17 protein-coding genes are annotated in these 20,052 nt (G+C 66.1%); 7 read left to right on the top strand and 10 right to left on the bottom strand.

Annotated elements, in window-relative coordinates:
• Positions 1–71: 71 nt before the first annotated feature.
• A complete protein-coding gene (locus tag F468_RS0100925) occupies positions 72–1,577 on the bottom strand; it encodes a SulP family inorganic anion transporter (protein WP_018994454.1) in 1,506 nt (501 codons plus the stop codon).
• Positions 1,578–1,824: 247 nt separating this feature from the next.
• Between F468_RS0100925 and F468_RS0100920 the strand changes: the two genes are divergently transcribed.
• Positions 1,825–2,313 carry a universal stress protein gene (locus F468_RS0100920; protein ID WP_018175079.1) on the top strand — a complete coding sequence of 163 codons (489 nt, stop codon included), beginning with the start codon at positions 1,825–1,827 and terminating at the stop codon, positions 2,311–2,313.
• 42 nt (positions 2,314–2,355) lie between these two features.
• On the opposite strand, the gene F468_RS0100915 is transcribed toward F468_RS0100920, so the two are convergent.
• Complete coding sequence (locus tag F468_RS0100915) at positions 2,356–3,858, bottom strand: YdiU family protein (RefSeq protein ID WP_018175078.1); 1,503 nt, start codon at positions 3,856–3,858, stop codon at positions 2,356–2,358.
• Positions 3,859–3,997: 139 nt separating this feature from the next.
• Between F468_RS0100915 and F468_RS0100910 the strand changes: the two genes are divergently transcribed.
• Positions 3,998–4,501, top strand: coding sequence for a hypothetical protein (locus F468_RS0100910; RefSeq protein ID WP_018994453.1), 504 nt, complete (start codon positions 3,998–4,000; stop codon positions 4,499–4,501).
• A 49-nt stretch (positions 4,502–4,550) separates the two neighbouring features.
• On the opposite strand, the gene argH is transcribed toward F468_RS0100910, so the two are convergent.
• Positions 4,551–5,987 carry an argininosuccinate lyase gene (gene argH, locus F468_RS0100905; RefSeq protein ID WP_018139760.1) on the bottom strand — a complete coding sequence of 479 codons (1,437 nt, stop codon included), beginning with the start codon at positions 5,985–5,987 and terminating at the stop codon, positions 4,551–4,553.
• A 107-nt stretch (positions 5,988–6,094) separates the two neighbouring features.
• On the opposite strand from argH, the gene F468_RS0100900 reads away from it, so the two are divergent.
• The 4 genes from F468_RS0100900 to F468_RS0100885 all read left to right on the top strand — a co-directional run bounded on the left by F468_RS0100900 (position 6,095) and on the right by F468_RS0100885 (position 9,710).
• Positions 6,095–7,135 (top strand): sensor histidine kinase, encoded by a 1,041-nt coding sequence (locus tag F468_RS0100900; RefSeq protein WP_018994452.1) that lies wholly within the window; start codon positions 6,095–6,097, stop codon positions 7,133–7,135.
• Positions 7,125–7,850, top strand: a complete 726-nt coding sequence (locus F468_RS0100895; protein WP_018994451.1) for a LytTR family DNA-binding domain-containing protein — start codon at positions 7,125–7,127, stop codon at positions 7,848–7,850. The genes F468_RS0100900 and F468_RS0100895 overlap by 11 nt, the downstream gene beginning before the upstream one ends.
• Positions 7,851–7,944: 94 nt before the next feature.
• Positions 7,945–8,892, top strand: a complete 948-nt coding sequence (gene hemC, locus F468_RS0100890) for a hydroxymethylbilane synthase (protein WP_081616949.1) — start codon at positions 7,945–7,947, stop codon at positions 8,890–8,892.
• Positions 8,893–8,894: 2 nt separating this feature from the next.
• Positions 8,895–9,710, top strand: coding sequence for a uroporphyrinogen-III synthase (locus tag F468_RS0100885; RefSeq protein ID WP_018994449.1), 816 nt, complete (start codon positions 8,895–8,897; stop codon positions 9,708–9,710).
• A 19-nt stretch (positions 9,711–9,729) separates the two neighbouring features.
• Here the strand turns inward: F468_RS0100885 and F468_RS0100880 are convergent, their stop codons facing one another.
• Positions 9,730–10,758: a CDP-6-deoxy-delta-3,4-glucoseen reductase gene (locus tag F468_RS0100880; protein ID WP_018994448.1), complete on the bottom strand. Its 1,029-nt coding sequence runs from the start codon at positions 10,756–10,758 to the stop codon at positions 9,730–9,732.
• A 158-nt stretch (positions 10,759–10,916) separates the two neighbouring features.
• Between F468_RS0100880 and F468_RS0100875 the strand changes: the two genes are divergently transcribed.
• A complete protein-coding gene (locus F468_RS0100875; protein ID WP_026296479.1) occupies positions 10,917–11,489 on the top strand; it encodes a hypothetical protein in 573 nt (190 codons plus the stop codon).
• Positions 11,490–11,514: 25 nt separating this feature from the next.
• On the opposite strand, the gene ubiD is transcribed toward F468_RS0100875, so the two are convergent.
• The 6 genes from ubiD to F468_RS0100845 form a co-directional block, all read right to left on the bottom strand.
• On the bottom strand, positions 11,515–12,978 hold the full coding sequence (ubiD, locus tag F468_RS0100870; protein WP_018139754.1) for a 4-hydroxy-3-polyprenylbenzoate decarboxylase: 1,464 nt from the start codon (positions 12,976–12,978) through the stop codon (positions 11,515–11,517).
• Positions 12,979–13,011: 33 nt separating this feature from the next.
• Positions 13,012–13,779 (bottom strand): exodeoxyribonuclease III, encoded by a 768-nt coding sequence (gene xth, locus F468_RS0100865; protein ID WP_018139753.1) that lies wholly within the window; start codon positions 13,777–13,779, stop codon positions 13,012–13,014.
• Positions 13,776–15,824 (bottom strand): M3 family metallopeptidase, encoded by a 2,049-nt coding sequence (locus F468_RS0100860; protein WP_026296478.1) that lies wholly within the window; start codon positions 15,822–15,824, stop codon positions 13,776–13,778. Before F468_RS0100860 ends, xth begins: the two co-directional genes overlap by 4 nt.
• Positions 15,825–15,938: 114 nt before the next feature.
• Entirely contained in the window at positions 15,939–16,469 is a 531-nt protein-coding gene (locus F468_RS0100855; RefSeq protein WP_018994444.1) for a hypothetical protein, read from the bottom strand.
• 6 nt (positions 16,470–16,475) lie between these two features.
• Complete coding sequence (gyrB, locus tag F468_RS0100850; RefSeq protein WP_018139749.1) at positions 16,476–18,908, bottom strand: DNA topoisomerase (ATP-hydrolyzing) subunit B; 2,433 nt, start codon at positions 18,906–18,908, stop codon at positions 16,476–16,478.
• 66 nt (positions 18,909–18,974) lie between these two features.
• The gene (locus tag F468_RS0100845) at positions 18,975–20,048 is read right to left on the bottom strand and encodes a DNA replication/repair protein RecF (protein WP_081616948.1); all 1,074 of its coding nucleotides are present in this window, start codon (positions 20,046–20,048) and stop codon (positions 18,975–18,977) included.
• Positions 20,049–20,052 lie beyond the last annotated feature (4 nt).

The raw sequence follows: 20,052 nt of genomic DNA, 5'->3' as shown, positions 1-20,052 counted from the left end.
AGTGTCGGGGTCCGAGGGTTTCGGAGGGAGGTTGCTTCGTCGCTGCACTCCTCGCAATGACGGTGGCGGCATTAGTGCCCGCCCGGCCCCAGGTCGGCGCCCTTGTCGTGTTGCGCGAGCTTGTCGTGGAGTTCGCCGCTCTCGCCACGCGGCGTCCTGACTTCGACCTCCATGCCGTTGCGGCGGAACTTGCCGACGACCTTGTCGATGGCAGCCACCGCCGAGCTGTCCCATAGCGAGGCGCGCGTCAGGTCGATCTCGATGTGGTGGATGCCCTCGCGGTAGTCGAAGCTGTCGATGAACTTGTCCACGGCGACGAAGAACAGCTGGCCGCGCACGGTGTAGATGCGAGTCCGGCCGTCCTCCGACAGCGCACTGGTGACTTCGACGGCCTTGACCATCTTGCGCGCGAAGAAGATCGCCGAGAGCAGCACGCCGGCGAATACGCCCAGCGACAGGTCGTGGGTGATCACGGTGGTGCCGACGGTCACGATCAGCACGGTGGCGTCGGTGCGCGGCAGCTTGTGCAGGGTGGTCAGCGAGCCCCAGTCGAAGGTGGCGATGGAGACCATGATCATCACCGCGACCAGCGCGGCCATCGGGATCATCGAGACCAGGTCGCCGAGAAACACGATGAAGATCAGCAAGAAGATCCCCGCCGACAGCGTGGACAGCCGCCCCAGCCCCCCGGATTTGATGTTGATCACCGACTGGCCAATCATCGCGCAGCCCGCCATACCGCCGAAGCAGCCGGTGACGACATTGGCGATGCCCTGGCCCTGGGCCTCGCGGTTCTTGCCGGAGGGCGTGTCGGTCAGGTCGTCGAGGATGGAGGCGGTCAGCAGCGACTCCAGCAGGCCGACGATCGCCAGCGCGAAGGCGGTCGGGAAGATGATCTGCAGCGTCTCCCAGTTCAGCGGGATGTCCGGGAACAGGAACACCGGCAGGCCGTCCGGCAGCTCGCCCATGTCGCCGACCTCCAGCGTCGGCAGGCCCATGAAGTAGACCAGGACGCTGAGCACCACGATCGCGACGAGCGGCGGCGGCAGCAGCTTCGGATAGCCCGGGATCATCGGCAGGCCATAGAGGATGATCAGGCCGGCCGTGACCAGCGCCCACATGGTGGTGTCGCCATCCACCAGGTAGGGCACCTGCGACAGGAAGATCAGGATCGCCAGCGCATTCACGAAGCCGACCAGCACCGTGCGCGGGATGAACATCATGTAGCGCGCGAGCTTGGCCCAGGCGAACAGGATCTGGATGATCCCGGTCAGGATGGTCGCGGCCAGCAGGTACTGCAGTCCGTGCTCGGCGATGAGTGTCACCATCAGCAGGGCCATGGCCCCGGTCGCGGCCGAGATCATCCCGGGGCGCCCTCCGGCGAAGGCGATCACCACCGCCATGGTGAACGAGGCGTACAGGCCCACGCTCGGGTCGACCCCGGCGATGATCGAGAACGCGATCGCCTCGGGGATCAGGGCCAGCGCGACCACGATCCCGGCGATCAGGTCCGCGCGCACATTGAACAACCAGATCTTGCGCTGGCGTTGCAGGAAGTCGGTCAGGGTCTGCTGCACGTGGGAATCCCCAATACGGATGCGCGCCGCTGTATCGACCGGGGCCGGGACTGGCGGGCGGACAGGTGCGAGGGGAGGCTCACCGGTGTTCCACCTCTCGCAGGCGCGGTTGCAAGCGGTCTGGTGCCAGTACAGACTGAAACCGCCGAAAGGGGGCGAAGTCTAGCACCTCGCACCAAGACGCTGAACCGCGCGCCCCCTGTGGGGTCTCGCCGAGGCCCTTCCCACGACCAGCCCGAGGATCCCCATGCTGCAGCGCGTCATCATCGCCGTCGACTTCTCGCCTGCCTCCGCCGCGGCCCTGGCCGTCGCGCGGCAGCACTGCCCGGGGGCGAAGAAGCGCTTGCTCTACGTGATGAAGCCCTCTGATGTGGCCGGGCCCAGCGCCGCTGGCGCCTTCAGTGGCGCCGGCACCTCGCCGCTGAACGCGAAGGACATGCGTCACTCCGCGGAAGACAAGGTCCGCGCACAGCTCGAGGCGTGGGCCGAGGCGGACGACGAGGTCGCCGTGGCCATTGGCAGTGCGCCGGAGGAGATCTCCCGCCATGCCGAGGAATGGGGTGCGGACATGATCGTGATGGGCACGCGCGGTCGCAGCCAGATCGCCAGCATGCTCTCCGGGTCCGCGACCGAATGGCTGGTGCGCAACGCCCGCCTGCCGGTGCTGGTCGTGCACGACGTGCCACTGTCCGACTCGATGAAGGAGAAGCTGCCACCCGAGGGCGCGGTCAACTAAGCCCTCCCAGGGGCCGTAGCGCAAAGGCCGATCAGGGCACCGTCAGGAGGAGCAGCTCAGCTGGATGCCGGCGGCCCAGGCGGGCGGCAGGTCCGCGTAGGCCTCGTGCTCGGGCTGCTCGTCGAACGGACGCTCAAGAATGGCCTGCAGCCGCAGCAGCTCGGAGGTATCGCCCGCCTCGGCCTGCTCGATCGCGGCCTGCGCCAGGTGGTTGCGCAGGATGTACTTCGGATTGACCGCGTTCATCGCCGCCCGGCGTGCCTCGAACGGGCGGGCCTCCGTCTCCAGGCGCGCCTGATAGCGCGACCACCATCCGCGCCAGGCGGTCGCGTCCTCCAGCTCGGCCTCGAGCTGTTCGCGGATCTCGGGCTGCTCCAGATCCGGCAGCTGGCGGAAGAAGCGCGTGTAGTCGACGCCCTCCGCGGCCATGCGTGCCAGCAGGTCGTGGATCAGCTCCAGATCCCCTTCGCGTTCCTCCACCAGCCCCAGCTTCCCGCGCATGCGCGTCAGCCAGGCCTGCTCGAACCGGGGCATGAAGTCCACCAGAAGTGCCTTGGCCCGCTCGATCGCGGCTTCGCGGGTGGCGTCCTGGAAATGGATTACCAGGGTCTCGGCCAGACGGATCAGGTTCCACTGCGCGATCGCCGGCTGCTGGTCGAAGGCGTAGCGGCCGCCCTGGTCGGTGTGGTTGCAGATGTAGCCCGGGTCGTAGGCATCCAGGAACGCGAACGGGCCATAGTCGATGGTCAGCCCCAGCAGGCTCATGTTGTCGGTATTCATCACCCCGTGGCAAAACCCGACGGCCTGCCAGTCGGCGATCATCTCGGCGGTGTTCGCGATCACCTGTTCGAGCATCGCGGCCACCGGGTCGTCGGCGTCCGCCAGCTCGGGATAGTCGTGCGCCAGCGCATAGTCGATCAGTTCGCGCAGGCGTTCGCTGTAGCCGCTGTAGTGGAAATACTCGAAGTGCCCGAAGCGCAGGAAGCTGGGTGCCGCGCGCAGCACGATCGCCCCCGGTTCCACGCGCTCGCGCAGGACCTGCAGGCTGGAGCCGAACAGGGCCACCGCGCGGGTGGTCGGCACGCCCAGTGCGGCCATCGCCTCGGAGATCAGGTACTCGCGGATCGAGGAACGCAGTACCGCGCGGCCGTCGGCGCCGCGCGAATAGCGCGTGCGGCCAGCCCCTTTCACCTGCAGTTCCCAGTGCTCACCGGAGGTGGTTCGAACCTCGCCCAGCAGCTTTGCGCGTCCGTCCCCCAACTGCGGGACAAAGACGCCGAACTGATGCCCGGCATAGACACTGGCCAGCGGGTCGGGGCCCTCCATCGGGTGTCCTTCGGTGCAGGCCCCCAGCCAGGGCTGGCGGGCCAGGTCGGTCGCGGCCAGCCCCAGGCGCCGGCACATCTCGGCGCTGGTCGCCAGGCACGTGGCATCCGGGAACGGGGCCGGCGCCGGACGGTCATAAAAGGCCTCCGGCAGACTCGCAAAGCGGTTCACCCATTGCAGTTCGGGTGTGCTGGGCGCTGGGGCTTCGGCGCGGGACATCGATACCTCGGCAGATCGCGGCTTCAGGCGTTATGATGCGCGACGATTCGATTTTGCACCTTTGGGCCCACAGTGCCCGGGTGTTCCGTCACGCGGGCACGGCGACCATGTCGTACGCCCCATTTCCGGGAGGAGACTCGTGACCGAAGAGCAGGACAACAAGAATCAGAGTGGCCTGAAGAACAGCGAGCGCCTGGCCTGGCTGGGCTTCATGCTGTTTTTCGTCATCATCCTCGCCATCTACATCGCCCGTGCCACCGGGCTGGAGCAGGATGTGACCGAGGCCCAGCGCGAGCTGTACCAGACGCAGGTGCAGCTACAGGAATACACCCGGCACGAGATTCCGCGCCCGGTCGAACTGGGCCTGACGAACGCGCACATCCAGGACCTGCAACGCCGCGGCATGGCACGCGCCGAGGAGCGCCTGCGTGCAGATCTGATGGAACATCCGGAGCTGATCCCGCACGAGGCGGAGGGTGACGAGGGCTTTGCGTTCCGGCCCGACGGCATCCACGTGCTGAACCACCGCTGGGTACTGGCGAACTTCGAGGGCGACGATGCCCATGGCCAGGTCCTGCTCGGCTACGAGGTGGTGCACGGTAACGTGATGTGGGAAGTGATCGACTCGACGCTGGCCTACTGACGATCCTGGTAAATCAGGTGGTGCGCCTTCGCACCACCTCGATCGTGTCTCAGCCCATCGTGCCCGCAAGGTGCTCGCGGGCGACCGCGACCTGGCGCCGGACCTGCTCCGGGGCGGTGCCGCCGGTCAGGTTGCGAGCAGCGGCCGACCCCTCCGGCGTCAGCACCGTGTAAACATCGTCGCCCACCGCGTCGCTGATAGCCTGCAGGTCGGCCAGCGGCAGTTCCGCCAGATCGACCCCACGATCCTGCGCCACCCGTACCGCACGACCCACGACCTCGTGGGCATCACGGAAGGCCACACCCCGCCCGACCAGGTAGTCGGCAAGATCCGTTGCCGTGGCAAAGCCCTTGCGCGTGGCGGCCAGGGTGTTCTCCGCACGCACCTCCAGGTTGGGCACCATGTCGGCAAACGCGCGCAGCGAGCCGAGCAAGGTATCCACGGTGTCGAACAGCGGTTCCTTGTCCTCCTGATTGTCCTTGTTGTAGGCGAGCGGCTGGCCCTTCATCAGGGTCAGCAAGGACATCAGGTGGCCATAGACCCGGCCGGTCTTGCCACGCACCAGCTCGGGCACGTCCGGGTTCTTCTTCTGCGGCATGATCGACGAACCGGTGCAGTAGCGGTCCGGCAGGTCGATGAACGCGAACTGCGCACTGGTCCAGAGGATCAGTTCCTCGGCCTGGCGCGACAGGTGCATCATCAGCGTCGCCGCGGCGGCGGTGAATTCGATCGCGAAGTCGCGATCCGAGACCGCGTCCAGCGAGTTGCGCGTCACCCCGTCAAAGCCCAGCAGCTCGGCGGTGTACTCGCGATCCAGCGGATACGGTGTCCCGGCCAGCGCGGCCGCGCCCAGCGGGAGGACATTGACCCGCGCGCGGCAGTCGACCAGGCGCTGGGCATCGCGCTCCAGCATCTCGTACCAGGCCAGCATGTGGTGCCCGAAGGTGACCGGCTGCGCGGTCTGCAGATGGGTAAAGCCGGGCATCACCGTCTCGGCCTCGCGCTCGGCCAGATCCACCAGCCCGCGCTGGTAGGCCCGGACAAGGCTCAGGATGTCGTCGATGGCGGCGCGCAGCCACAGGCGGATGTCGGTCGCCACCTGGTCGTTGCGCGAACGGCCGGTGTGCAGCTTCTTGCCGACGTCACCGATCCGCTCGATCAGCCGCGCCTCGATGTTCATGTGCACATCTTCGCGGCCGATCTGCCAGTCGAACTTGCCGGCGGCGATCTCGTCGCGGATGGCGTCCAGCCCCTGCAGGATCTGTTCGGCCTCGGCGTCGGTCAGGACGCCGACCTTGGCCAGCATGCGCGCATGCGCCTGCGATCCCTGGATATCCTCCCGGTACAGGCGCTGGTCGAACTCGACCGAGGCGGTAAAGCGTTCGACAAAGGCATCGGTGGGTTCGGAGAAACGGCCGCCCCAGAGCTTGGCCTCGCCCTCGGGGGCCGGGGCCTGTGGCTTGTCGCGTGCGGAATCCTGCGTCATGGTGCACCCTGAACCGGGTTGGAAAGACACGGAAGTATAAGGGAGACGCGGCACAGTGTCCCCCGACCAAATACAAGGATGGACGGCACCCGGAGGGGAGACGGGTCGTGAAGGCACCTGCGCCGGACGACGAGACCACCGAACTGGCGAAACAATCGCCGCTGCCGGATTTCTGCAGCGCCGAGACGCTGTTGCGCGTGCTGATGGTCGCGGTACTGCTGGCCCTAGCGGTGACCCTGCTGCGCGGGGGCGGGCAGGACTGGGTACCGGGGCTCGCCCTGCATGCGCTGTTCATCTTCTGGGTCGCGCTGACCAGCCTGCTGATCCTGTGCGCCGGCAAGCGGCTGCTGGTGCGCCTGCCCCTGTGGGGCCAGATCGTCCTGCCCCCGCTGGTGCCAATCGCCAACACGGCGGCGGTCTTTCTGGGGGCCGAGGGCCTGCAGCTGGCCGATCCGGCCTGGCGCTGGCCGGCGATCGCGGTGGCCACGATCCTGAGCCTGGTGGCGATGCATTACCTCTACCTGCAGGCGGCCTGGCAGCGCGAGACCCGGGCCGTCTCCCGCGCCCGCGAGCAGGCGATGCGCGCGCGGCTGCGGCCGCACTTTCTCTACAACAGCATGAACACCATTGCCGGGCTGTGCCGCAGCGAACCCGCGCGCGCGGAGCAGATCACGCTGGATCTGGCCGATCTCTTTCGCGCCACCTTCGCGACCGCGGATCGCCAGTCCCTGCGCGCGGAGCTGGAGCTGGTGCGAGCTTTCCTGAATATCGAGCAGACGCGTTTTGGCGAGCGCCTGGAGGTGGAATGGGACTGCCCGGATCAGGCCGGTCTGGACGTCAGTGTGCCCACCCTGATCCTGCAACCGCTGGCGGAAAACGCGATCCAGCACGGGATCGGACCGGCCCGGGGTCCCGGCTTCGTGCGCGTTCGCTGTCGGCTCGACTCCGGCACGGTAATGCTGTCGCTGACCAACAGCGTCGACCCGGAGGCGCACAGCGAGGGGACCGGCACCGCCAGCGAGGCCGTACGCCTGCGCCTGCGCCATGCCTTTGGCGATCGGTGCCGCTTCGAGATCGAGGCCCGGGAGCGCGAGTTCGAGGTCCGCATTCGCCTGCCACTGGAACGGGGGAATCAACATGTCGAGTGAAGCCTTGCGCGTCCTGATCGTGGATGACGAACCGATCGCGCGCCAGCGCCTGGCCGCGATGGTCAGCGACGCCGGACATCAGGTGATTGGCCAGGCGGCCGAGGCGATCAGCGCACGCGACGCCATTAATCGCGAAGGGCCAGACCTGATCCTGCTGGATGTCGAGATGCCCGGCGAGTCGGGCATGGATCTGGCCGCCGAGATCGGTTCCAGGCAGCCCGACCTGATGGTGATCCTGGTCACCGCACACGAGCAGTTCAGCCTGGACGCCTTCGAGGCCGGCGTGCGCGACTACGTGCTCAAGCCCGTGCGAGGGGAGCGCCTGACCCAGGCTCTGGAGCGCGCGGCCCGGCACAAGGCCGGATCTTCGGCGCCCGCTCCACGGACGGTTCGTCTATCCATCGGGCGGCGCGAGGAACGCGTGGCCCTGGACCGTATCGCCTACTTCACGGCCGAAGACGGCTATGTGATTGCGCGCGGTGAACAGCTCGAGGGGTTTGTGGATACGCGACTGCACGAACTGGAATCCCGGTTCGGCGATGCCCTCCTGTGCGTGCGCCGCGGCTGTCTGGTGGTACGCACGGCGATCCGGGGGCTGGAGACGCGCGGCCCGGCCGATCACCGCCTGCTGTTTCATGGTCAGCTCGATCCGGTCGCCGTCAGCCGCCGCCAGCTGCCGCAGGTACGGGCCTTCCTGCGCGGCGATCTCCCATAACGGAACCCGGTAGCCCCGCGATCCGGGAGGGTTCGGGCCGCTACGCCGAAACCGTTATACTACGGCGCTTTATTCTCCAGCCGCCGGACCCCGCATGAAACCCCTGCGTATCGCCACTCGAAAAAGCCCGCTCGCCATGTGGCAGGCGGAACATGTCGCCGCGCGCCTGCGGGACCTGCACCCGGATCTTCCGGTGGAACTGGTCGGCATGACGACCCAGGGCGATCGCGTGCTCGACTCCCCGCTGGCCCGTATCGGCGGCAAGGGGCTGTTCGTGAAGGAGCTGGAGGTCGCGATGCTGGAGGATCGTGCGGATATCGCGGTGCATTCGGTCAAGGACGTGCCGATGGAGCTTCCGGCGGACCTGGTGCTGCCGGTGATCCTCGACCGGGAGGATCCGCTGGATGCGTTCGTCTCCAATACCTATGCCCATGTCGACGAACTGCCCGAGGGGGCGCGCGTGGGTTCGTCCAGCCTGCGCCGGCAGTGCCAGCTGCGGGCGCGGCGGCCGGACCTGCACATCACCGATCTGCGCGGCAACGTGAACACGCGGCTGGGCAAGCTGGATGCCGGCGAATATGACGCGATCCTGCTGGCGGCAGCCGGGCTGAAACGCCTCGGGTTCGACGAGCGCATCCGCGCCCGGCTGGAACCGGCGGTCAGCCTGCCCGCGGTGGGCCAGGGGGCAATCGCCATCGAGTGCCGCGAGAACGACCCGGACATCGCGGCACTGATTGCACCCCTGAACGACCGCGACACCTCCGACCGCGTGCGCGCCGAACGCGCGTTCAATCGCCGCCTGGAAGGCGGCTGCCAGGTACCGCTGGCCGCCCACGCGACCCTGGATGGCGACCGACTGTACCTGGACGGTCTGGTCGGTGCGGTCGATGGCAGCCAGCTCCTGCGACGCCAGGTGGAAGGGCCGCGCAGCGACGCGCAGGCCCTCGGGGTGCAGCTGGCCGAACAACTGCTGGAACTGGGGGCCGGCGAGCTGCTGGCCGCCGCCCACGCCGCGAACGCAGCCTCCACGAAGGGATCCTGAAGATGGCCGATCTGGATATCATGAAGCCCACCGCCGACGGCCCCCTGAACGGCTGCGGGATCCTGGTCACGCGGCCGGCGGCGCAGGCAGAGGAGTTCTGCACCTTGCTGGCTGGCGATGGCGCCGAGGTGATCCGCTTTCCGGTGCTGGAGATCCTCGCGCCCAGCGACCCGACCAATCTGCGCGCGGTGCTGGATCAGCTGGACTCCTTCGACATCGCGGTCTTCATCAGTCCGAACGCGGTACAGCGGGTGCTGAACCTGGCGCTGGCTGACCGCACCTGGCCCGAAGAGACGCGGATCGCGGCCATCGGCAACCGGACCGCGAAGGAACTGAAGGGCTTCGGCCTGAACGTGGACATCGCCCCGCCGCGGCGCTTCGACAGCGAGGCGCTGCTAGAACAGCCGGCGATGCAGGACGTGGCCGGCCAGCGCGTGGTGATCTTTCGCGGCGACGGCGGGCGCGAATACCTCGGCGATACGCTGAAGTCGCGTGGTGCGGAGGTCACCTTTGCCGAGGCCTATCGACGCGGGCGCCCGGAGGGCGATACCGGCGCGCTGATGTATGCGTTCTCGCGCGACCAGATCGACATCATCACGATCACCAGTGGCGAGGGGCTGCGCAATCTCTACGAGATGGTCGGCAAGCTCGGGCGCATGTGGCTGCGCAAGACACCGCTGGTGGTGGGTTCCGAACGGATCGGCGAGATCGCCCACGAGCTGGGGTTCAAGGCCGCCGTAGAGGTCGCAGAGGACCCGACTGACGCCGCGATGCAGCAGGCGGTGCACCGCCTGGCCGCGCAACTCGCGACCAGCTGATCAGCGGGGTCGCGCGCCACTATTCGTGGGGCGCGGCCGGCTCGAAGCTGTCGTAGTAGAGCTGTTCGGTCGGCAGGCCCGCGGCGAGGAAGGCATTGGTCGCCGCCTCGATCATCGCCGGCGGACCGGCCATGTAGACATCGAAGCCGGACAGGTCGGGGTATTCGGCCAGTACCGCATCGTGTAGCCAGCCCGCGACAGCCGGGAACCCGCCCGCCGTGTCCGCCGGCACATCGGAGAGCACCGGCGTAAAGCGAAAATGCTCACCGTGTTCGGCGCTCATGCGGCCGAGCCAATCGGGGGCGTAAATTCCTACTGCACTGCGCGCGCCCCAGAACAGGTGGTGCGGGCGGTCGAAGCCCTCGACCGCCAGATGGTCCAGCATCCCCTTGAGCGGGCCGAAGCCCGTGCCACCACCAACGAACAGGCGCGGCCGCTCCGATTCCTCGTCGACAAAGAACGTGCCGAGCGGCCCCTCGATCCGTAACAGCGCCTTGGGCTGCATCTCCTCGAACACCATCTTCGAGAAGCGCCCACCCTCCAGGTTGCGCACATGCAGGACCAGCTGTTCGTCGTCATGCGGGGCATTGGCCAGCGAGTAGCTACGGCGCCCGCCGCCCTTGAGCAGGACATCCAGGTACTGTCCGGCGAGGAACTGCATGCGCTCGGTTGCGGGGAGCTGAAGACGCAGCTCCATGACATCGTCGGCCAGGCGGTTCAGGTGGGCGACACGACAGGGCAGCGTCTTCACGACGATATCCTTGGCCGCGCCGATCTCGCGCACCTCGATCTCCAGGTCATCCACCGGGACCGCCTGGCAGAACAGGGCCCAGCCATCGGCCAGTTCGGCCTCGGTAATGCCCGGCGGCTTTTTCGGCCCGTGGTCCACTTCGCCCGCGAGGACGCGCCCCTTGCAGGATCCGCAGGCGCCGTTACGGCAGCCATAGGGAAACGCAAACCCCTGGCGCAACGCGGCCTCGAGTACGGTCTCGTCGTCTTCGACCTCGAGTTGCTGCCCGCTGGGCTGGATGATCACGTCAAAGGCCATGCGCTGCTCCCGCTGCTGGTCCAACAAGGGGGCCTATTGTCTCCACGGTCCGGGCGAACGCAAGCAACCCCGGAAGCCGCATGTAGCGGTCCCGGGGTGCATTCCATGGACGGGATGGGGCAGACTCGGGGGCGCCAATCACAGGCAGGGAGAAAGGAATGCAAGGAGAAAAATGGACAGCCGCACTGGCCGCCGTCGGGGTAATGATTCTGGGCGGATGTGCAGCCAACGAAACCCGTGACACGACGACCGATGCAGGGGCCGAAGCCGCTGCGGAGGTCACCGATCCGGAGGTGATCGTCGCGGTCCCGGAGCGGTTCGCCTACAGCGACGATGCAACGGTGTCCGAAGCCATTCGCCGCGAATGCGAGCTGGAGGAGCGCTTCCCCGGCTTCGTGCAGGAGTTCGGGGCTCGCCATGATGTCCGCGTGGAATCCGGCGCGGACGTGAGCCCCGGGGATGCTGGAAAGGTACTGGTGGTGGAGATCACCCAGGCCCGCAATGACGGCAGCGCCTGGTCCGGACACCGGTCCCTGGCGGAGGCCGAGGGCACGCTGTACGAGAACGGCGAGGCGGTGGCTGACTTCACCTCACGCCGGGTGTCTGGCGGCGGGGCATTCGGCGGGTTCAAGGGCAGCTGCGCGGTGATGGGTCGCACGGTACGGGCCATGGGCGCCGACATCGCGGCCTGGGTGCGGCTACCCGAGGACGGCGCACACCTGGGCAACTAGGGGCCGGGCGGGGCTGTGGCGACGGCTACAGCCCCAGCTCGTCCCAGAGGGCATCCACCCGCTCACGTACGGCCGGATCCATGGTGATCGGTCGGCCCCACTCGCGATCGGTCTCGCCCGGCCACTTGGAGGTCGCGTCCATACCCATCTTGGAGCCCAGCCCCGAGACGGGTGAGGCGAAATCCAGGTAGTCGATCGGCGTGTTCTCCACCAGCGTCGTGTCACGCGCAGGGTCCATGCGCGTGGTAATCGCCCAGATTACATCGTTCCACTCGCGCGTGTTCACGTCATCATCGACGACGATCACGAATTTTGTATACATGAACTGGCGCAGGAACGACCACACCCCCATCATCACGCGCTTCGCGTGGCCCGGGTACTGCTTGCGCATGGAAACCACCGCCATACGGTAGGAGCAACCCTCAGGCGGCAGGTAGAAGTCCACAATCTCCGGAAACTGCTTCTGCAGGATCGGGATGAAGACCTCGTTCAGGGCAACCCCCAGGACCGCCGGTTCATCGGGCGGACGCCCGGTATAGGTGGAGTGATAGATCGGCTGTTCACGGTGGGTGATACGGTCGATGGTGAACACCGGGAACTCGTCCACCTCGTTGTAGTACCCCGTGTGATCGCCGAACGGGCCCTCGGGCGCGGTTTCGCCGGGGTGGATATGGCCCTCCAGCACGAACTCGGCGGATGCCGGGACCTCGAGATCGGAGCCGATGCAGCGGGTGACCTCCGTGCGGCTGCCGCGCAGCAGCCCGGCAAAGGCGTATTCCGACAGCGTATCCGGCACGGGTGTGACCGCGCCGAGGATGGTCGCAGGATCGGCCCCCAGGGCCACCGCAATGGGGAACGGCTCACCTGGATGGGCCTGGCACCATTCCCGGTAGTCCAGCGCGCCCCCGCGATGCGACAGCCAGCGCATGATCACACGGTTGCGGCCGATCACCTGCTGACGGTAGATGCCGAGGTTCTGCCGCGACTTCTCCGGCCCGCGGGTCACGACCAGGCCCCAGGTGATCAGCGGCCCGGCATCCCCCGGCCAGCAGGTCTGCACCGGCAGGGTGGACAGGTCCACGTCGTCGCCTTCGATCACATGACGCTGGCAGGCGGCCCCGCGCGTCTTCTTGGGCGCCATGTCGAGCACCTTGCGAAACACAGGCAGCTGTTCCCAGGCCGCCTTCAGGCCCTTGGGCGGGTCCGGCTGCTTGAGAAAGGCCAGCAGCCGGCCGACCTCGCGCAGGGCCTCGACCGAGTCCTCGCCCATGCCCATGGCCACCCGTTCCGGCGTGCCGAACAGGTTAGCCAGGACCGGGATATCGGAACCCTTGGGGTTCTCGAACAGCAACGCGGGTCCGCCGGCGCGCAGGACACGATCGGCGATCTCGGTCATCTCGAGGTTCGGGTCGATCTCGGTGGTGATGCGCTTGAGCTCGCCGCGGGCCTCTAGCCCGTCGATGAAGTCACGCAGGTCCCTGTATTTCAAAGGTGTCTCCCAGGGCGCGGCCGTCGGCCGGGCCTAGTCGCTGAATTCGGCCCAGACGGGGGCATGGTCGGAGGGCCGTTCCCAGCCGCGGGGCTCGCGGTCGATCCCGGCAGCGGTCAGGCGTTTTTGCAGTGCGGGGCTGGCGAGGACCAGGTCAATCCGAAGGCCGCGGTTGCGCCGGAAGGAAGCGGCGCGGTAATCGAACCAGGAGAATTCCTCTTCCGGCTGCTCGAACGCACGGAAGGTGTCCGCGAGACCAAGGTCCGTGAGGGCCGCCAGGGCCTCCCGTTCCGGGGTCGAGCACAGGATACGCTCGTGCCAGGCCTCGGGGTCGTGCACGTCGCGGTCTTCCGGGGCGATGTTGAAATCGCCCAGCACCACGAGGTTCGGGTAGGTCTCGATCTCGGCGGCCAGCCAGGCGCGCATGCGTGCCAGCCAGTCGAGCTTGTAGGCGTACTTTTCGGTCCCGACATTTTCGCCGTTCACCACATAGAGGTTCACGATACGGATATCGCCGATCGTGGCCGCCAGGATGCGGCGCTGGGCGTCCTCCAGCCCCGGCGGATCAGTGACGACGTCCGTTGCCTGTGTACGCGAGAGTATGGCCACGCCGTTGTAGGTCTTCTGGCCGGAGTAGACCACCTCGTAACCGGCATCCTGGATCGCACTGACCGGGAAGTTCTCGTCGGTTAGCTTGGTTTCCTGCAAGGCGAGGATGTCCGTGCGCGAGCTACCCAGCCAGTCGAGGACCTGGGGCAGGCGGACCTTCAGGGAGTTGACGTTCCAGCTGGCAATCTTCACGCGGCGTTCTCCAGTCCGCTGTGCCGCAGCAGGGCGTCGATCTCGGGGTCACGGCCGCGGAAGGCCCGGAAGGAATCGGCGGCGGGCCGCGAGGCACCGACCTCCAGGATCTCGCGCAGATAGGCTGCACCGACCTCGGGCGAGAACAGACCCTCTTCCTCGAATCGTGCAAAGGCATCGGCGGACAGGACCTCCGCCCACTTGTAGCTGTAATAGCCCGCCGCATAGCCTCCGGCAAAGATATGGGCAAAGCCATGGGGGAAGCGGTTGAACGCCGGCGGACGGACCACCGCGACCTCGTCACGCACCGTCTCCAGGAGATCGAGGATGGCCTGGGCGCTGTCGGGTGCGGGCCCCGCGTGCAGGCGCATATCGAACAGGGAGAACTCGACCTGTCGCAGGAGCTGCAGCGCGGCATGGAAGTGGCGGGTATCGACGAGGCGCTGATAGAGGTCATCCGGCATGGGCTCGCCGGTCTCGTAATGAAGGGCGAACAGATCCAGGGCCTCGCGCTCCCAGCACCAGTTCTCCATGAACTGGCTTGGCAGTTCGACGGCGTCCCACTCGACGCCATTGATCCCGGCGATCTCGGGCTCGTTCACGCGTGTGAGCATGTGGTGGAGGCCATGGCCGAACTCGTGGAACAGGGTAATCACCTCGTCGTGGGTAAACAGCGCAGGCTTGCCATCCACGGGCGGGGTGGAGTTGCAGGTCATGAAGGCGACCGGGACCTGCTGGGCCTCTGCCGAGACAAAACGCTGGCGGCAGACATCCATCCAGGCACCGCCTCGCTTGTTCTTGCGGGCGTAGAGATCAAAGTAGAAACCCGCACGTTCGACGCCGTTCGCGTCAACGACTCGATAGTAGCGAACGTCGTCATGCCAGCTTTCGACAGTCGGGTCGGCCTCGAAATGCACGCCGAACAGGCGCTCGACCAGGCGAAACAGGCCTTCCACCGCCTGGCTGGCGGGGAAATAGGGCTTCAGCATTTCCTGGCTCAGTCCAAGACGCCGCTCACGCATCTTCTCGGCGGCATAAGCCATATCCCAGGCTTCCAGGGAGTCGAGCCCGAGCTCATCGCGGGCGAAGGCACGCAGCCCGGCCAGATCCTGTTCGGCCCGGGGACGTGCCCGCTGGGCGAGGTCCTGCAGAAAGGTATCGACCTGACCGGCGTTCTCGGCCATCTTGGTCGCCAGTGAGCGCTCCGCGTAGTGCGCAAACCCCGTGATGCGCGCCTTCTCCTCCCGCAGCTGGAGGATTTCGACCATGACGTCGCTATTGTCGAAGCGACCTTCATCGGGGCCCTGGTCAGATGCGCGGGTCGCGAAGGCCTCGTAGACGCGGCGGCGAAGCTCGCGGTTGTCAGCATGGCTCATCACCGCGAAATAGCTCGGGAAATCCAGTGTGACGACGTAACCGGTCTGCTCGTGGGCGCGGGCGTTCTGGGCCAACATGGCCTGTTCTGCTGTGGGAATGCCGACAAGTTCGTCCTGGTTGTCGGTCTGCCAGGTCCAGGACTGGGTCGCATCAAGGACGTTCTCCTCGAATCGCGCCGTGAGTGCGGACAGACGGGCATCGATTTCCCGCAAGCGGGCGCGCGCATCCTCGGGGAGATCGACACCACTGAGGTGGAAATCACGCAGGGCGTCATCAATTACCTTGCGTCGCTCGGGCGCGAGCTGGGGGTATTCCGGGCCATCGGCCAGGCGGCGAAAGGCGGCATACAGCCCCTGATGCTGCGACACCCAGCTCCCAAACTCGGACAACTTGGGCAGGCAGGCATTGTATGCCTGGCGCAGCTCCGGACTGTTCATCACCGCATTAAGATGTCCGACCGGTGCCCATACCTGAGAGAGACGGGCATCCAGGTGCTGCAAAGGCGCCACAAGTCCGTCCCAGGTCGGGGCGTCGCCAGCCTGGGCGACGAGCTGTTCGATCCCGTCGCGATTCTCCTGAAGGACGGTGTCGATAGCGGGGAGAACGTGTGCCGGGACGATGGATCGAAACGCGGGCAGGCGATCCGTTTGCAGCAGAAGGTTGGTCACGTGGACTCCAGATTCGAGTAGGACGGGAATTATGCCATTCGGACCACAGGCCCGGGAGGGTGTTCCGCCGTTGCGAGACTCCATCGAACCGGTCGCTGGAGGGTGCTGGAAAGGCTAGGCAGGATTGTCCGGATCGGAGGATGGGGGTTGCAAGGGTGTGTAACGGCCCATTCCGGCGAGCCAGGCGAGCGGTGCGTAGAAGGGCGAGCGGCAGGTGTGCCGATACGTCTGCAGGGCGGCGTTATAGCGAATCAGGGTGTCGCGAATGGCCTGATCCAGAGCGACGACCCGTCGCGTCGACTCGTCCAAACTTTCTCTATTAATATCAATAGGTTGTTGGTATATCGAGTCCCACAGGGCGCGGATTTCGCGCTCCGCTTCGGCGACGGTGGTCAGGTCGCCCCGGCGACGAGCCGTCTCCTGACGCTGCAAGGATCGGTGCAGATCCTGGGCGGCCGGTGGTCCGCTGTCAGCTTGGATGCAGACCTTCTGCAAGTGGCCGTTGCGCTGCACAAGAAGGCGCTCCAGTTGATCCCAGGTGCCGACCACTTGGCGTTCCTGGACGGCCAGATGGGAGTACAAGCGCGCAATGCCCAGAGTCAGACCCACGAGCCCGGCGATCGTGACGATGACGAAGATCGCCATCCGGGATCAGACGTCAACGTTCTCCGCGCTCAGAGCTCGGCTTTCGATGAAGTCCCGGCGCGGTTCGACCTGATCCCCCATCAGGGTGGTGAAGATTTCGTCCGCGCGGATCGCATCCTCTACCCGGACCTGGAGCAGGCGACGGGTTTCGGGATTCATCGTCGTTTCCCAGAGCTGATCCGGATTCATCTCGCCCAGGCCCTTGTAACGCTGGGTGGCCAGGCCCCGGCGGCCCTCCTGGAGCAGCCATTCCATGGCCTCGGAAAAGCCCTGGATGCGGTGAACGCGTTCGCCTCGCTTGATGTAGGCACCAGACTCAAGCAGGGCATTGAGGCGGGCAGAGAGGTCCAGGATCGTCTGGAAATCGCGCGAGGCGAGCGTATCGTCGGTGATGTACTGCGACAACGCGGCGCCGTGCTCGAGACGATCCAGGCTCAGCTGGGCGTGACCGTCGACATTGTTAACCGGACCCAGGCTGTAGCGGGTAGCACCGGCGCGATCACTGGAGATAGACTCCAGGATGCGCGAGAACCAGGCTTGAACTTCTGGGTTGGTGACGCTGCGCGGCTCGGGAATCGCGTCGGCCTCGAGCATGGCCCAGAGGATGCGCGAGTCGTACAGACGTCCGAGCCGCTCGACCGCGCGGGCGGCCTTCTGGTAGCCCTTCACCAGTTCTTCGAAGGCCTCGCCCGTGACGGGCGGGGCGTCCGGACCCGGATGCAGCGCGGCGCCGTCCAGGGCAAGCGAGACCACGATTTCGCCCATCTCGGCTTCGTCGCGGACGTATTGCTCGCGCTTGCCGCGCTTGATCTTGTATAGCGGCGGCTGCGCGATATAGACGTGGCCACGCTCGATCAGCTCGGGCATCTGACGGAAGAAGAAAGTCAGCAGCAGGGTGCGGATGTGCGATCCGTCCACGTCCGCGTCGGTCATGATGATGATGCGGTGGTAGCGCAGCTTGTCCGGATCGTATTCGTCCTTCCCGATCCCGCAACCCAGCGCCGTAATCAGGGTCCCGACCTCGGCGGATCCGAGCATGCGATCAAAGCGTGCTCGCTCGACATTGAGGATCTTCCCCTTCAACGGCAGGATCGCCTGGAAATGCCGATCCCGTCCCTGTTTGGCAGAACCGCCCGCTGAGTCGCCCTCCACCAGGTAGAGTTCCGAATGCGCCGGATCCTTTTCCTGGCAATCGGCCAGCTTGCCGGGCAAGCCGGCGATGTCCAGCGCACCCTTGCGGCGCGTCACCTCGCGCGCCTTGCGAGCCGCCTCGCGCGCACGCGCCGCCTCGAGAACCTTGTCGGTGATCGCCTTGGCCTCGGGAGGGTTCTCCAGCAGGAAGTTGGTCAGTGCATCGGACAAGACGCTCTCGACGATCGGCTTGACCTCTGAGGAGACCAGCTTGTCCTTGGTCTGGGATGAAAACTTCGGGTCCGGGACCTTGACCGAGAGTACAGCGGTCAAGCCCTCACGCATATCATCCCCGGCGGTGGCGACCTTGGCCTTCTTGATCAGCCCCTCTTTCTCCAGGTACTGATTGACCGTACGCGTGAGCGCCGCGCGGAAACCGGCCATATGGGTGCCGCCATCGCGCTGCGGAATGTTATTGGTGTAGCAGAAGATGTTCTCCTGATAGGAGTCGTTCCACTGCAGCGCGACCTCGACGACGTAGTCATCCTCGCGTGTCTGGTTCGCGTAGATCACGGTGGGATGCAACGCCGTCTTCTTCTGATTCAGGTGCTCGACAAACGCACGAATACCGCCCTCGAACAGGAAGGTCTCTTCGCGGTTGTCGCGTTGGTCGCGCAGGGTAATCCGGACACCGGAATTCAGGAATGAGAGCTCGCGAAGGCGTTTGGCGAGGATCTCGTAGTGGAATTCGATGTCGGTGAAGATTTCGTCACTGGGGCGGAACCAGATCCTGGTGCCAGTCCGATCGGTGGGGCCTGCGACCGCCAATGGGGCATCAGGTACACCGAGATGATAGATCTGCTCGTGACGCTGGCCGGCACGATGGATCTCCAATCGGAGCTCTTCCGACAGGGCATTCACGACCGATACCCCGACGCCGTGCAGGCCCCCGGACACCTTGTAGGAGTTGTTATCGAACTTACCGCCGGCGTGGAGGACCGTCAGGATCACTTCTGCGGCGGACGTGCCCTCTTCCTCATGGATATCCACCGGGATACCGCGCCCGTTATCCGAGACCGACACCGCGTTGTCTTCGTGGATCGTGACCTCGATGGTGTCGCAATGGCCGGCAAGGGCCTCGTCAATCGAGTTATCGACGACCTCGAACACCATGTGGTGGAGACCGGTCCCGTCATCGGTATCCCCGATGTACATGCCAGGGCGCTTGCGCACGGCATCCAGGCCCTTGAGCACACGGATCTGGGAAGAATCGTAGGTTTCGGGGTCGAGCGGTTCAGATTCGGACATGGATTACGGCATCCGGCGGGTAACAGACACTGCAGTATAACGCAAAGACGGGGGCCGGGGCGCGGCTCATTCCGGGGTCACCACACCATGTTCCACGTGAAACAATCGCGTGGATCGCCCACCCTCCAGCCCGGGGATACGCGACTCGACTGCGGTGACCAGTACCTGCCACCCGAAGTTCTGGAGGCCGCACATCAACCCTTCCACCGCATCCACATCCAGTTCCGAAACCACATCATCCAGTAGCACGACCGGTGCCCTACCGGCCTCACGTTCGAGCATCCTGGCCTGCCCGCCGGTCAACGCCGTGATCAGCCTTTTTTGTTCACCCCGCGACGCCTCCGCCGCCACACGACCATCAAAGCGGAGGTCGATGTCTGCGCGTTGCGGCCCGACCTGTCCGAAGCCCCTCTCTTCGTCCGAGGCCCGGCTGCGTGCAATTGCGTCCGAGAGCGGACGATCCCGTTCCCAGCCAACACGAAGGTGCACCTGGAAGCCTTCCAGGCGCTGCGAAAATCCGAAGGCCCGCGCCGCCTCCGCAGTGCTGCTCTCCCAGCGATCGATATAGGCCTGTCGCGCCTGCGTGATGATCTCACCGGCGGCGACTAGCGGGCGTTCAAATTCTCGCGCCGCACGACGATCGCCCTTGCGCAAAGCGGCGTTGCGTTGCTCGTGCGCCCGCCTCCATTGCTGCCAGTGCCACCGATACCCCTGCACGGAATGAAAGCAACCCCAATCGAGCAAACGGCGCCGTTCCTCCGGCGATCCCGTGAGCAGCTCAAAGGATCCCGCATGCAGCACCCGGACCGGCAGCCACTCCGCAACGCTGGCATGCCCTTCCATCCATCGCCCGTCGACCCGCGACCGCCGTGTGCCTTCCCAGCTCACGCCCAGGCGATGCTCACCTCCACGCAGGTCACGCACCCGCCCCCCGATCCACAGGCCCTTCTCGCCTGACCGAACGACCCGACGAAGCTGCGGCGTCCGGAACGATCGTCCCGCGGCAAGCACATGACAGGCCTCCAGCACCGACGTCTTGCCTGCGCCATTTGGACCCACGAGCCGGTTGATACCTTTGCCCGGCTCGAACGTCTGCTCCGAGAGATTTCGCACCCCCCTCCACCACAGGGCTTCCAGCACGGCG

The organism is Thioalkalivibrio sp. ALJ2, from assembly GCF_000378325.1.
Taxonomy (GTDB): Bacteria; Pseudomonadota; Gammaproteobacteria; order Ectothiorhodospirales; family Ectothiorhodospiraceae; genus Thioalkalivibrio.
Note: the sequence above shows the minus strand (reverse complement) of the source record. Positions and strands in the feature narration are given on the sequence as shown.